Genomic DNA, 12,800 nt, shown 5'->3' with positions numbered 1-12,800 from the left:
TCTGCGACCACCCAAGAAAGCAATTCCACGACGAGGAGTGACCGATGACCGCCGCAGCCACCATCCGCGCCTATTACGATGCCTTCAATGCCGGCGACATGGACCGTTTCCTCGCGCTCCTGACCGATGACGTGGCGCATGACATCAACCAGGGTGCCCGCCAGACGGGGAAGGAAGCCTTCGCGACGTTCATGGACCACATGAACCGCTGCTACCGGGAAGAGCTCACCGACATGGTGGTGATGGTCAACGAGGACGGCACGCGGGGTGCGGCCGAATTCATCGTCAACGGCACTTATCTTTCAACCGACGAGGGCCTGCCGGAAGCCAATGGCCAGACCTACCGCCTGCCGGCGGGCGCCTTTTTCGAAATCCGCGACGGCAAGGTCGCCCGCATCTCCAACTATTACAGCCTTCCCGACTGGATCGCCCAGGTCGGCGGCTGATAAAACGAGAAAGAGCCACCACGCATAGGCGTGGCGGCTCTTCTGCCGGCATTGTGCCAGGCACTGATCGATCAGTTGACCGACCAGTCGCGCTTCACGGTATCGCCGTCCTTCGACAGATGGACGTGCTGATCGACATGATCGACCCAGTCGAGCGGGATGTAATGGTGCTGGCCATCAGCGGAATCGTTCTTGGTCAGCTTGATGCGGCTTGCGCCATCCATATGGTCAACGGTGCCAACATGGGCGCCGTCCTGGGCAAGAACTTCCATGTGTTCGCGGATCTGATCTGCAGAAATCATTGGTCATGCTCCTCTTGGGTTGGGGTGTCGGAGAAAGGCGCGACGGGCGGCATTTGTTCCGGGGCGCTTCGCCGCAGAAGGCATGAGACAGGCAAGGGAACATCCATGCTTCAGATGCATTGATAGGCACCCGCGCGAGATCCCTCGCCGACAGCGAGTCCATACATGTTTCCGAGAATTTCGATCATCGGCACCGGTCCCACCGGCCTCTACACCTTCAAACAACTGATCGGTTCCACCGTTCCCTTGTCCATCACGCTTTACGAAGCAGAGGGCGAGCCGGGAAAGGGCACGCCCTACCATCCCGACATGAACGATCCCGCCATGCTCTCCAACATCCCGAGCATCGAGTTTCCGGCGTTTACGGAGACCCTGGTCGAGTGGTTGCGACGACAGGATGACGATACGCTGATGCGCCACGGGATCAGGCGCGAGGCGATCGATGAGCGGGAGTTTTATCCGCGTCTCGTGCTTGGCGACTATATGCAGGCGCAGTTCGAGCGGATGCGGGCAATCGCGGCCGAGCGTGGTCACGAGATCATCGTGCTTGCCCGCCACAAGGTGATTGATATTGAGATCCAGGCCGATGCGATCCGCCTTCGCGTCAGCCATGCCGACGGGGAGAATGACGCGGCCTATGACCATGTCGTCATGGCGACCGGCCACAACTGGCCCGACAGCACGGAGATCCGGCCCGGCTACTTCGTCTCGCCCTGGCCGGCGACCGTTCTGACATCGATCCGCAATGAGGCGGTCGGCATTCTCGGCACGTCGCTGAGCGGCATCGATGCGCTGATGACGGTCGCGACGGCACACGGCATGTTCTTCTCCGATGCCGCCGGCGATCTGCAATATCAGCCGGCTGCCGATACCGAAGGGTTCTCCGCCACGTTGATGTCACGCAAGGGCATCCTGCCGGAGGCCGATTTCTACTGCCCGCTTCCGTATGTCACGCCCCTCGTCTGCACCGAAGAAGCGATCGATGCGCTGATTGCCACGGGCCGGCACGATCTGCTCGACGAGGTCTTCGAGCTCTTTCGCGGCGAAATCGTTGCGCGTGACCCTGATTATGCCGCCCGGATCGGTCTGTCGCAGCTGACGGTCGAGACCTTTGCGGCCGCTTATTATGCCGATCGCAGCGAAAGCGATCCCTTTGTCTGGGCGGCGAAAAATCTGGCCGAGGCCGAAGAGAACCGGCAGAAGCGTTACACCGTGCCGTGGCGCTATGCGATCCTGATCACCCACGAGATCGTGGCAAAGGTCATTCCGCATCTCGATGAGAACGATCTGAAGCGCTTCCATCGCCACTTCAAGGGCATCTTCATCGACGACTATGCAACGGTACCGCTGATGTCGATTCGCCGGCTTTTGGCGCTTGCCCGTGCGGGCAAGCTGTCGATCCTGAAACTCGGCGAGGATTACAAGATCCGCACGGCCGAGGATGGCCTGGAGCGGGGCGCCGAGATCGTGGTTGGCGGAACCACGCATACCTTCGGGGCCTTTGTCGATGCGACCGGTCAGGAGACGCTGTCGGCGACCGATCTGCCCTTTCCGACGCTTGTCGATCAGGGTGGCGTGCGCGAAGCCGCGACGCCGAAGGCGACGGCGATCCGATCGCTCGACCGGGATCCCGATATGGTTCGCACCGGTGGAATCGACGTCGATGAATTCTATCGCCCGCGTCTCGGTCTGATGTCGGAAGGCAGGCTCTATTGCGCAGCGGTGGCCTTCCTGCTGCACAAGGAGCCCTTCGTGCAGGGCATCACCAGCGCGCGGGATATCGGCGAGACGGTCGGCCGGGCGATCCTGAGGGACGTAGTGGACGTTGATACGCCGGTGTTTCAGATCTCGGCGTAGACGGGGTCGCCGACGGACAGCGTGACGGGTGCGGCCGGCGTGGCGTAGACGCCCAGATTGCGCTTGTTGTGGCGCATGATGCCGCGCAGCACGTCGGGCTCTTCTGCCATGCCCGGTTGAGCGACCAGCGTCATGCCGCAGCGGCGCGAGGCTTCGGTGACGCGGATATCCGCTTCGCCGATCCTGACCATGTGGCCCACCCAGTCGTTTTCGATGAAGCCTTCATCGTCTTCCGTCTCTATCAACACCGAGGGGCGGAAGCGTCTCGCATCCAGCGACGGGAGGCCCGTGACTGCCGCAAGCGCGCTGACCGAGGCCGTGGTCACGAGGTGAAGCGGCGCCGGTGCGTAGCGGTTGGAGACGACGGGGAAGCGGTAATCGCCTGACCCGACGAGCCCGATGGCGGCCGGGAAGCCGAAATGCTCTGCCAGACGGTCCGGCAATGCGCTGTCATCGAGTGCATGTTCGGCGCCGTCGGCAAAGCGCAGCACCGGCAATCCGGAGGGCGGTTGCGAGGCGGTGATGAAGAGGGCGGGGCGCCAGCGCGTTTCTTTCTCGGGGGCGGCGGCAAGGCCGGTGTCCGGATCGAACAGCGCGAACCGCCTGTCACCCTCGATGCCTTCAGGCGAGACGGTGATCGAGGCGAGCGCTTCTCCGCCGAGAGAACTCACCGGATAGCGCCAGACTTCCCGCACCCGACCGATTTTTCGCATGATGACTCCCGTTTCAGACCATCACCATACGTCGAAAAGCCGCTCTATGTTCCCGCATTTCTGCGGAGCGCCTCATTCCGCCGGATTGGATCAGGTCCAGTCGAGCACGATCTTGCTCGCCTTGCCGGCGCTGGCGAGTTCGAAGGCTTCGGCGTAGTCGTCCACCTTCATCCGGTGGGTGATGACCTTGCGGATGTCGAGGCCGCTTTCGAGCATGGCGAGCATCTTGTGCCAGGTGTCGAACATCTCGCGGCCATAGATGCCCTTCAGCGTCACCATGCGGAAGACGACCTTGGAGAGGTCGAAATGGAAGGGCCGGGCCGGCACGCCGAGAAGCGCGATGCGACCGCCCATGACGAGATGGTCGATCATCTGGTCGAGGGCTGCCGGTGAGCCGCTCATCTCGAGGCCGACATCGAAGCCTTCCTTCATCTTCAGCTTCGCCATCACGTCCCGCAGATCTTCGTTGGCGACGTTGACCGGATGCACGTCGGCGACTTCGGCGGCAAGCGCCAGGCGCTCCGGATTGACGTCGGTGATCACGACATGGCGGGCGCCGACATGGCGGGCGATGGCCGCACCCATGATGCCGATCGGGCCGGCGCCGGTGATGATGACATCCTCGCCGACGAGATCGAAGGCGAGCGCCGTATGCACGGCATTCCCCAGCGGATCGAGGATCGCGCCGATCTCGTCGTCGATTGTGTCCGGCAGCGGGATGATGTTGAAGGCCGGGATCCTGGCAAATTCCGCGAAGGTGCCCTGCACGTTGACGCCGATGCCCTTGGTCTCGGGGTCGAGGTGGTACTTGCCGGCGCGTGAGGCACGACTGTTCATGCCGACCAGATGCCCTTCGCCGGAAACGCGCTGGCCGATCTGGAGATTTCGGACATTGCCGCCGACGGCGACGATTTCGCCGGCATATTCATGGCCCGTGATCATCGGCACGGGGATCGTCTTCTGCGCCCACTCGTCCCATTTGTAGATATGAACGTCGGTGCCGCAGATGCCCGTCTTGTTGATCTTCACCAGCACGTCATCAGGCCCGATTTCGGGAACGGGCGCGTCGATCATCCAGATGCCGACCTCGGATTTCTGCTTGGAAAGCGCCTTCATGGTCAGATCATCCCGATGGTCTTGCCAGCATCGATGAATGCGGCGATGGCGGTGTCGATATCGGCCTCGGAGAGCGCTGCCGACATCTGCGTGCGGATTCGGGCCTTGCCCTTGGGCACGACGGGGAAGAAGAAGCCGGCGACATAGACGCCGCGCGCATCGAGTTCGGCAGCAAGCTTTTGCGCCAGCACAGCGTCATGGGTCATGACCGGGATGATCGGCGTCTCGCCAGGAAGCAGTTCGAAGCCCGCCTCGGTGAGGCCCTGGCGGAAGCGCCGGGTGTGGCCGGTGAGCTTGACGCGCAGGTCGTCGGCGCTTTCGGCGATCTCGATTGCCTTCAGCGAGCCGGCTGCAACGGCGGGGGCGAGGCTGTTGGAAAAGAGATAGGGCCGCGCCCGCTGGCGAAGCAGGTCGATCGCAGCTTTCGGGCCGGCGATGAAGCCGCCCATGGCGCCACCCAGCGTCTTGCCGAAAGTGCCGGTGATGATGTCGACGCGGGTGCCGACACCAGTCAGCGTCGGCGTGCCCTTGCCCTTGGCGCCCAAATGGCCCGTGGCATGGCATTCGTCGATCATCACCATGGCGCCGTATTTCTCGGCGAGCGCACAGATCTCCGGGAGCTTCGCGACATAGCCGTCCATCGAGAAGACGCCGTCGGTGACGATTAGCCGGAAACGCGTGCCCTCGGCAATCGCCTTCTTCAACTCGTCTTCCAATCCGTCCATGTCCGAATTGGCATAGCGGTAGCGCTTCGCCTTGGAGAGCCGCACGCCGTCGATGATCGAGGCGTGATTGAGCGAGTCGGAAATGATCGCGTCCTCAGGGCCAAGCAGCGTCTCGAAGATCCCGCCATTGGCATCGAAGCAGGCGGCAAACAGGATCGCGTCGTCCTTGTCGAGATAGCGGGCGATCGCCTGTTCGAGCGCACGATGGATGTCCTGCGCGCCGCAGATGAAGCGCACCGAGGCCATGCCGAAGCCGTGGCTGTCGATCGCGGCCTTCGCGGCCATTTCGATCTCGGGATGGTTGGCGAGGCCGAGATAATTGTTGGCGCAGAGATTGATCATCTCGCGCGTGCCCCTGGCGTCGCGAACCTGGATGCGGCCCGATTGCGGGCTGACGATCTCGCGCTCGCGCTTCAAAAGCCCGTCGGCTTCGATGCCCTGGAGGGTTTCGGTGATGTGGTCGAGAAAGCCGGTCTGCATGGGAAATCCCTCGATGCTGAATAATTCCAGCATATCGGAATTTTGCCCTGCGGCAATCGATATTTTGGAATTGCCCTTTCGCCTATCTGTGTAGCACGACCAGCAGCCCCTTGCCGATATCCGTTCCGTCATTGCGGATCGCATGCGGGACATCGGAGCGATAACGGGCGGTTTCGCCCGCCCTGATGACCGTCTTGCTGCCGCCGCTGGAAATCTCGAAACCGTCTGTGAAGGCTGTGAAATGCTCGAAGGCGCCGATCGAATGTGGCTGGCTCACAAGGGCGCCGCCGGGATCCATTTCAAGCTCATACCATTCCGTCTGGCCGGCGAGCCGGGGCGAGCTCAGGATCTTCAACCGGCAAGAGCCGTCGGCGCTACGGATGACGGGCGTGTGCATGACCGAGGTGACTTCAATCTCCTCGCGTCCGGCGACGGAGGTGCCATTGCCGATGAGGTCCGAGAGCTCGATCTCCATCGCCTGGGTGAGGCTCCAGAGCACGGCAAAGGTCGGATTGGCCTCGCCACGCTCGATCTGGCTCAGCATCGACTTGGAGACGCCGGACAATGTGCCGAGCTGTTCGAGCGTCAGCTTGCGCGCCTTGCGCTCGCGCTTGATGGCCGGGCCGATCTCGGGAGTGTGCTGCTGCATCAGAATGTCCTGCGGTCACGTCGGCGGGTGCCGACCGCCTCTTTTACGCCGACCGGCAGGCGCAACGGAAGAGGGCGGGCATGAAAGCTTGACTCCAATATATGCGCGTGGAATTCTCAAATAATGGAATCAGAGGATCAATTCGAGAAACATGTCGCCGAAAGGCTGAAGCGCCTGCGCGTCGAACGGGGGCTGACGCTTGATCAGCTGGCGGACCTTTCAGGCGTCAGCCGGGCGATGATCTCGCGCATCGAGCGATCCGAGGCAAGTCCGACGGCAGCGCTTCTGGCGCGGCTCTGCTCGGCGCTCGGGGTTTCCCTGTCCGTCTTCTTTGCCAGCACGGAGAGCGAACCCTCGCCACTGTCACGACGAGCCGACCAGCCGGTCTGGCGCGATCCGGAAAGCGGCTATCTGCGCCGTGCGATTTCCCCCCCGGGCACAGGCAGCGGCACCGATATCGTCGAGGTCGAGTTTCCGGCCGGTGCCGAGGTGCGGTTTCCCGGACGCCCGACCGGGCGCAGCCAGACGCAGCATGTCTGGGTCTTCGACGGCGTGATCGAACTCTTGGTTGGCGAAACGGTACACCGGCTGGAGGCGGGCGACTGCCTGTTCATGAATGTCGGTGACGTGCATGGCTACCGAAACCCGACCGATCGACCCGCCCGCTATGCCGTTGTGATTTGCCTCGGCCCCTGACCATCTCCCATTCCGACGACAGGACCTGACCCATGCCCACGCCCGACATCCGCCCGCTTTCCAAAGACGAGACGCTTGGCGCCTTGCCCGACCTCTGCGAGACGCTTTCCGATTGCGTCGAAGGCGGCGCCTCGCTCGGCTTCATGTCGCCGTTTGCGCCCGCTGATGGCGAAACCTTCTGGCGGGGTGTGGCGGACGCCGTCGGGCGTGGTGAGGTCCTGCTCTACGGGGCCTTTCTTGGCGATCGACTTATCGGCACGGTTCAGGTCGGCTTTGCCTCGAAGCCGAACCAGCCGCATCGCGGCGATCTGATGAAGCTTTTGGTGCATCGCGACGCCCGTGGTCTCGGCTTGTCGAAGGCGCTGATGGCGGTCGCCGAACAGGGGGCAGCGCAGGCCGGACGCACGTTGCTGGTGCTCGACACGGCAGCAGGCGAGCTTGCCGAGGCGCTCTATGAAAAGCTTGGCTGGCAGCGTTCAGGCATCATCCCGAACTACGCGCTGTTTCCGGATGGTCGCTACTGCGACACGGTGATCTTCTGGAAAACTGTGGCCTGACGGCATCTCTGCCAAGTTCTTGAGATTGAGCCCAAAAAACGTCTGAGCTTCGCCCTTTTCAGCGGTCGACGCATCTGATTATCGTCCCTCCGTTTTCAAATTTCCGGGGGTGGACTTCAGATGGTTGCAACAGCAACTTTGAGATGGTTGGGTTTGGCGCTGGCTGTTGCCGTTGCGGCACCCGCATTGGCCGCAGACGTGACCTTCTTCATGCGCAACGATCATCCGAATGCCGTCGAGGTCGAGCTCTACAGCCAGGATCGCGACCATGTCTGGCCGGGTGACAACCAGGTCTTTTATCTCGATGACGGTGAGACCAAGGAGATCCCCCTGTCTTGCGAAGAAGGCGAGACGATCTGCTACGGCGCCTGGATTTCCGGCGACAAGCAGAGCTACTGGGGCGTCGGTCCTGACAATGCCGAGAATTGCGAGAACTGCTGCTATACCTGCACCGGTGGCGAGACCGAGCAGATTAACCTGACCGAGTAACATCGGATCGGCGGGGGCCGAGGGGCGGGGGCGATTTTTTTGGTCGATTGACCAGGAAAATCGCCCCCTTTGCACTTGTGGCTGAGGCCGTGACGAGGCTAGTTTTCTCTCCAAAACACCAGAGGGAAAACAACCGACATGCGCGTATTCTATTCCGAAAAGCACAAGCTGCGAGACGCCAAGACCGAGCTGCATGGCGGCCTGCTGGTCAAGCCTTTCGAGGGGCCGTTCCGCGCCGAATGGGTGCTCTCGGGCGTCCGGGAGGCGGGCTTCACCGATGTCCGCGCGCCGGCCGAACACGGGCTTGAAACCGCGCTCAAGGTGCATGACGCAGGCTATCTCGAATTCCTGCGCACCTGCTGGGACCGCTGGCAGGCGCACGGCTTCGAAGGCGAGGCGATCGCCACCTCCTTCCCCTGCCGCCGCAGCCAGACGGGCCGCGTGCCGAAGAACATCGACGGCGCCGTCGGCTACTACACCAATTCGGCAGAGACTTCGATTTCCAAGGGCACCTATGAGGCGGCGATTGCCTCGATGGATGTGGCCCTGTCCGGTGCCGACTGGCTGAACGAGGGCAACCGCTTCGCCTTCTCGCTCTGCCGCCCGCCCGGCCACCATGCAGGCATCGATCTCTTCGGCGGCTACTGCTTCATCAACAACGCCGCCGTCGCCGCCCAGCGGCTCATCGACCACGGCGCCAAGAAAGTCGCGATCCTCGACGTCGACTTCCACCATGGCAATGGTACGCAGGACATCACCTATCGCCGCGGCGACATCTTCTTTGCCTCGCTGCATGGCGAGCCGGAAGACGCCTTCCCCTTCTTCCTCGGTTATGCCGACGAAACCGGTGAGGGCGATGGCGAAGGCCTGAACGCCAACTACCCGATGCCCTCGGGCACGCCTTTCGACATCTGGTCGGCAGCGCTAGAAGGCAGCCTGAAGAAGATCAAGGCCTATGGCGCGGAAGCCATCGTGGTCTCGCTCGGCGTAGATACGTTCGAGAAGGACCCGATCAGCTTCTTCAAGCTGAAGAGCCCTGACTATATCCGGATGGGCGAAATGATCGCGGCCAGTGGCGTGCCGGTGCTGACGCTCATGGAAGGCGGCTACGGCGTGCCCGAAATCGGGCTCAACGTCGCCAATGTGCTCAAAGGGCTGGAAGGTTGAAGGCGCCTCAATAGGTCTCGGCGACTGCGGTGAAATGGCGCTTCAGCCGGGCCACGTCGGCCGGGTCGATTTCAATCCCGGTTACGGCGATCCAGGGATCAATATGATGCTGCGGAGCATAGACATGCCCGTAACCGACCGGGCTGGTCGTCGCGATCATCATGTCGAACAGGAGTTGCAACATGGTGAGCACGGGATACCAGGTGAGTTCAGGAGAGACATCCGGACCCCGCGTGCCCGAGAGCCAGGCGGGAGACCGATAGGCCGAACGGGGGTCGAAAAATACCACGGCGTCGCTCGCATATTGCAGGTAGACGATCCGCAGTGCCCCCCATTCGGCATAGGGTGAATTGAGGTCGGCCCGCTGATTGGTGAAGCGCACGATCGAGCCGTCGCCGTAGCGGGGCAGCCATGCAGGCGAGCCCGCCTCCCGACCGGCGGTGAGTTCGCTCCACATCCGGCTCTGGAACGGCGGTCCGACCCACAATGCGCCATAGAAGGGATCGGCGACGATTTCGAGAAGGTCGACTGAGCTCTGCGAGTTGAGCGCTCCAAGGCTCAGGCCATAGAGCACCAGCCGGGGACGTTCATTGGGCGGCAACTGCTTCCAGTGACGATAGACGGCGCGAAACAACGCCTTTGCCGACTCCGAGCCATATTCCGGCTCGACTAGCAGCGAGAGCCAACTGGTCAGATAGGAGTATTGCAGGGCGACGCTTGCGACATCGCCGCGCAGCAGAAGGTCGAGAGTGTCTGCCGCCGCAGGGTCGATCCAGCCGGTTCCGGTCGGAGCCTTGATCACCAGCGTCGAGCGTTCGAAACCGCCCTGTCGGATAAGTTCCTCGAGCGCGAGTGCGACGCGCGTCTCGATGTTTTCTCCATTGTTGAGGCCCGCATAGACGCGGATCGGCGCCAGCGCCGGCTCTCCCCAGAAGCGCTCGATATCTTCGCGCGTCGGGCCAGACGCGATGTAATGACGACCCTGACGGCCCAGACCATGCCACTCGAGACGCGAATCCGGTCCTCCGGTTTTTGCCGAGGACGTCGGCGCGGCGAATTCGTCCTCCATCAGGTCGTCCAATTGCTGGAAGGAGGAATCGGCGAGCCGGATTGCGCCGCGCAAAACCACGTTTTCGCCGATCGACCAGAAGATGAAGGCGGCGATGACGAAGCCGATCGCGGTGGCGAAGCGTGCCGGGAAGATGGTGGCCATGCGTGCCGCCAGCCTCCTGAACAGCATCATGAACAGACGGGCGATCCATAGCAGGCTAAGGAACAGGGCTGCCGCCACCAGCACCGCCTCGAGATATGACACGTCGAGAGGGGCCATCTGCCATAGCTCGCGCGCCGATTCCTGCCAGACCGCGGAGCGCCAGAGCGCCACGGCCATTGCGGACACACCAAACGCCGCTATCCAGAAAAGCGCCTTGTCCCGACGCAGCCGGGGTTCGGGCAACTCGAACAGCCGCCAGACAGAGCTCAGGAGAACGCCGAAGAAATAGCCGACAGCTGACGCGATGCCGGACAGTGAGCCCTGCACCAAGGCTTCGCGTGGCATGAGACTGGGAGTGAGCGATGCGCAGAAGAAGGCGATCGCGAGAACGACGCCCGACAGGGAAAGCTTGCCGATCAAGACCCTGACGATGACCGACAGTGCACTGTCTCCCGCTTCATGCAGTTGGAGCGTTGCGGCTCCTGTTCCGTTCCACCGAGAGCTTAGTCGTTTTGTCCTGCCTTTTGAAGGGCATGAAGCGACCCTGCGGCAAAAGCAGACAAACCCGGCCTGGAAGCCGGGTTTGTCGTTGTCGGACGATGACGCCTTGATCAGAGCGTGCCCTGGCGCTGCTGGATCATCTGGTAGGTATCGAAGCTGTATTCGGCGATCTGAGCCCAGAGATAGGCGTCCTGCTTGAACGCCTGCTGGCTATCGAAGAGCTTCTTGAACCACTCGTTCTTGGCCGAGAGATCCGCATAGGTTTCCTTCGCCGCCTTGTGGCAGGTGTCGAGGATATCCGACGAGAAGGCGCGCAGCTGTGCGCCGCCGGCGACGAGTTCGCGAAGCGCCCCGGGGTTGGACGCATCATAGCGAGCGAGCATGCGGGCGTTGGCGGCAGCGCAGGCATCCGTCAGGATACGCTTGTAGCTTTCGGGCAGCGCGTTGAACTTTTCGAGGTTGAAGAAGGCGTGAACCGTCGGGCCGCCTTCCCACCAGGCCGGGTAATAGTAGTAGGGCGCGACCTTGTAGAAGCCGAGCTGCAGATCGTCATAGGGGCCGACGAATTCGGTGGCGTCGATGGCGCCCTTTTCGAGCGCCGGATAGACGTCGGAGCCGGCGATCTGCTGCGGCGTGACGCCAACCTTGGTCATGATTTCCCCGGCAAGACCGGCAATCCGCATCTTCAACCCCTTGAGGTCGTCGATCGTCTTGATCTCCTTGCGATACCAGCCGCCCATCTGCGCGCCGGTATTGCCCGCGGGAAGTGCATAGAGCTTGTAAGGGGCGAGAAACTCGTTGAGCAGCTCATTGCCGCCGCCGGCGGTGAACCAGGCATTGGTCATGCGGGCATTGAGGCCGAAGGGGATGGCGGTGCCGAGCGCGAAGGCCGGATCCTTGCCGATGTAATAATAGCAGCAGGTATGGGCCATCTCGACGGTATTGTCGGCGACGCCATCGGCGACCTCAAGCGGCGGCAGGATTTCGCCAGCTGCATAGACCTGGATCTGGAACTGCCCGTCGGTCGCCTTCGAGACGCTTTCGGCAATGTCGGTGGCAGCGCCATAGATGATGTCGAGGCTCTTCGGGAAGGACGAGGCGAGGCGCCAGGTGATCTTCGGATTTTCCTGGGCAATCGCGGGGGCGGCAAGCGCGGCGGCACCGATGCCGGCGACACTGGCCTGCTTGAAAAATTGACGGCGGTTCATGATCTCTTGCCTCTGATAATACGCACTCCTCCAGCTCCCGCGGTGGGTCTAGTCGGGCATGACCGGGAGTGCAAGTTCAAAAGCTCAGGAAATTGTCCGGCAACCTTACCAAATTTGCCTATTCTTTCGCGCAAGCGGTGTTCCGCGCAAGGAACTGTCAGGACGGGCTACGCATGCGCGGGTCATCGAAGGCTGGATTGTAGAAGAGGGACAGCACCAGGCTCTTGGCGATCCGCTCGGCGCTGGCCATGAACCAGCCATGGGCTTCTTCCGAGGCGCCGATTTCGACGAGGGTGTCGGAGAAGAGCTGCAGCCATTGCAGGAAAAGGTGTTCCGCCATGCCGTCGACATTCTGGTGAGCCATCACTGGCTTGCCGCCATAGGCGCCTGTCTTGAAGGCGACGGAACTCCAGAAGGCCTTCATCTTGACCATATGGTCCGGCCAGCGTCCGGCGAGCCGCCCGTCGAACACCGGGCCGAGCTCGGGATGCTGGCGGATATGCCCGTAGAACGTCTCCACCAAGCGGTCGATAAATGCCCCATCGACACCCATGGCTGCCATGTCGGCCTGGGCACGAGCCGTGATTTCAGCGCGGTGGGCGGCGCGGCCCGTCAGTTCCATCGTCATCGGTTTCGTCTCGTTCATGGCTTTCGGACACCTGATGCACCCTGCCGTGCAAA

Annotated in this window: 14 protein-coding genes; 6 read left to right on the top strand and 8 right to left on the bottom strand. The window is 62.2% G+C overall.

Features of this window, described 5'->3' with window-relative positions; genetic code table 11:
- Nucleotides 1-44 precede the first annotated feature (44 nt).
- Nucleotides 45-446 carry a ketosteroid isomerase-related protein gene (locus tag SJY08_RS17400; protein ID WP_377277194.1) on the top strand — a complete coding sequence of 134 codons (402 nt, stop codon included), beginning with the start codon at nt 45-47 and terminating at the stop codon, nt 444-446.
- A 71-nt stretch (nt 447-517) separates the two neighbouring features.
- On the opposite strand, the gene SJY08_RS17395 is transcribed toward SJY08_RS17400, so the two are convergent.
- The gene (locus SJY08_RS17395) at nt 518-748 is read right to left on the bottom strand and encodes a DUF2171 domain-containing protein (RefSeq protein WP_069042536.1); all 231 of its coding nucleotides are present in this window, start codon (nt 746-748) and stop codon (nt 518-520) included.
- A 165-nt stretch (nt 749-913) separates the two neighbouring features.
- Between SJY08_RS17395 and SJY08_RS17390 the strand changes: the two genes are divergently transcribed.
- Entirely contained in the window at nt 914-2,605 is a 1,692-nt protein-coding gene (locus SJY08_RS17390) for an FAD/NAD(P)-binding protein (RefSeq protein ID WP_377277192.1), read from the top strand.
- Here SJY08_RS17390 and SJY08_RS17385 read toward each other — a convergent pair.
- The 4 genes from SJY08_RS17385 to SJY08_RS17370 all read right to left on the bottom strand — a co-directional run bounded on the left by SJY08_RS17385 (nt 2,590) and on the right by SJY08_RS17370 (nt 6,288).
- Nucleotides 2,590-3,318, bottom strand: coding sequence for an MOSC domain-containing protein (locus SJY08_RS17385; protein WP_377277190.1), 729 nt, complete (start codon nt 3,316-3,318; stop codon nt 2,590-2,592). The two genes, SJY08_RS17390 and SJY08_RS17385, sit on opposite strands and share 16 nt — an antisense overlap.
- Before the next feature lie 90 nt (nt 3,319-3,408).
- A complete protein-coding gene (tdh, locus tag SJY08_RS17380; RefSeq protein ID WP_377277188.1) occupies nt 3,409-4,434 on the bottom strand; it encodes an L-threonine 3-dehydrogenase in 1,026 nt (341 codons plus the stop codon).
- Nucleotides 4,435-4,436: 2 nt separating this feature from the next.
- On the bottom strand, nt 4,437-5,639 hold the full coding sequence (locus SJY08_RS17375) for a glycine C-acetyltransferase (RefSeq protein ID WP_377277186.1): 1,203 nt from the start codon (nt 5,637-5,639) through the stop codon (nt 4,437-4,439).
- An 82-nt stretch (nt 5,640-5,721) separates the two neighbouring features.
- A complete protein-coding gene (locus SJY08_RS17370; RefSeq protein ID WP_300889802.1) occupies nt 5,722-6,288 on the bottom strand; it encodes an XRE family transcriptional regulator in 567 nt (188 codons plus the stop codon).
- Nucleotides 6,289-6,408: 120 nt separating this feature from the next.
- Between SJY08_RS17370 and SJY08_RS17365 the strand changes: the two genes are divergently transcribed.
- From SJY08_RS17365 to SJY08_RS17350, 4 genes are all read left to right on the top strand, one after another.
- The gene (locus SJY08_RS17365) at nt 6,409-6,984 is read left to right on the top strand and encodes an XRE family transcriptional regulator (RefSeq protein ID WP_300889912.1); all 576 of its coding nucleotides are present in this window, start codon (nt 6,409-6,411) and stop codon (nt 6,982-6,984) included.
- Nucleotides 6,985-7,016: 32 nt separating this feature from the next.
- The gene (locus SJY08_RS17360) at nt 7,017-7,541 is read left to right on the top strand and encodes a GNAT family N-acetyltransferase (RefSeq protein WP_300889803.1); all 525 of its coding nucleotides are present in this window, start codon (nt 7,017-7,019) and stop codon (nt 7,539-7,541) included.
- 120 nt (nt 7,542-7,661) lie between these two features.
- Nucleotides 7,662-8,030, top strand: a complete 369-nt coding sequence (locus SJY08_RS17355) for a hypothetical protein (protein ID WP_069042528.1) — start codon at nt 7,662-7,664, stop codon at nt 8,028-8,030.
- Nucleotides 8,031-8,168: 138 nt separating this feature from the next.
- Nucleotides 8,169-9,197 carry a histone deacetylase family protein gene (locus SJY08_RS17350; RefSeq protein WP_377277182.1) on the top strand — a complete coding sequence of 343 codons (1,029 nt, stop codon included), beginning with the start codon at nt 8,169-8,171 and terminating at the stop codon, nt 9,195-9,197.
- Nucleotides 9,198-9,204: 7 nt separating this feature from the next.
- Here SJY08_RS17350 and SJY08_RS17345 read toward each other — a convergent pair whose 3' ends face one another.
- From SJY08_RS17345 to SJY08_RS17335, 3 genes are all read right to left on the bottom strand, one after another.
- The gene (locus SJY08_RS17345; RefSeq protein WP_377277180.1) at nt 9,205-10,830 is read right to left on the bottom strand and encodes an alpha/beta hydrolase; all 1,626 of its coding nucleotides are present in this window, start codon (nt 10,828-10,830) and stop codon (nt 9,205-9,207) included.
- Between the two features lie 191 nt (nt 10,831-11,021).
- Nucleotides 11,022-12,119, bottom strand: a complete 1,098-nt coding sequence (locus SJY08_RS17340; RefSeq protein WP_054151405.1) for a TRAP transporter substrate-binding protein — start codon at nt 12,117-12,119, stop codon at nt 11,022-11,024.
- A 157-nt stretch (nt 12,120-12,276) separates the two neighbouring features.
- Nucleotides 12,277-12,747 (bottom strand): group III truncated hemoglobin, encoded by a 471-nt coding sequence (locus tag SJY08_RS17335; RefSeq protein ID WP_054151434.1) that lies wholly within the window; start codon nt 12,745-12,747, stop codon nt 12,277-12,279.
- Nucleotides 12,748-12,800: the final 53 nt, after the last annotated feature.

The organism is Rhizobium sp. R86522, assembly GCF_042466255.1.
In the GTDB taxonomy this organism is placed as follows: Bacteria; Pseudomonadota; Alphaproteobacteria; order Rhizobiales; family Rhizobiaceae; genus Allorhizobium.
This window is presented reverse-complemented; position numbering and strand designations above follow the sequence as displayed.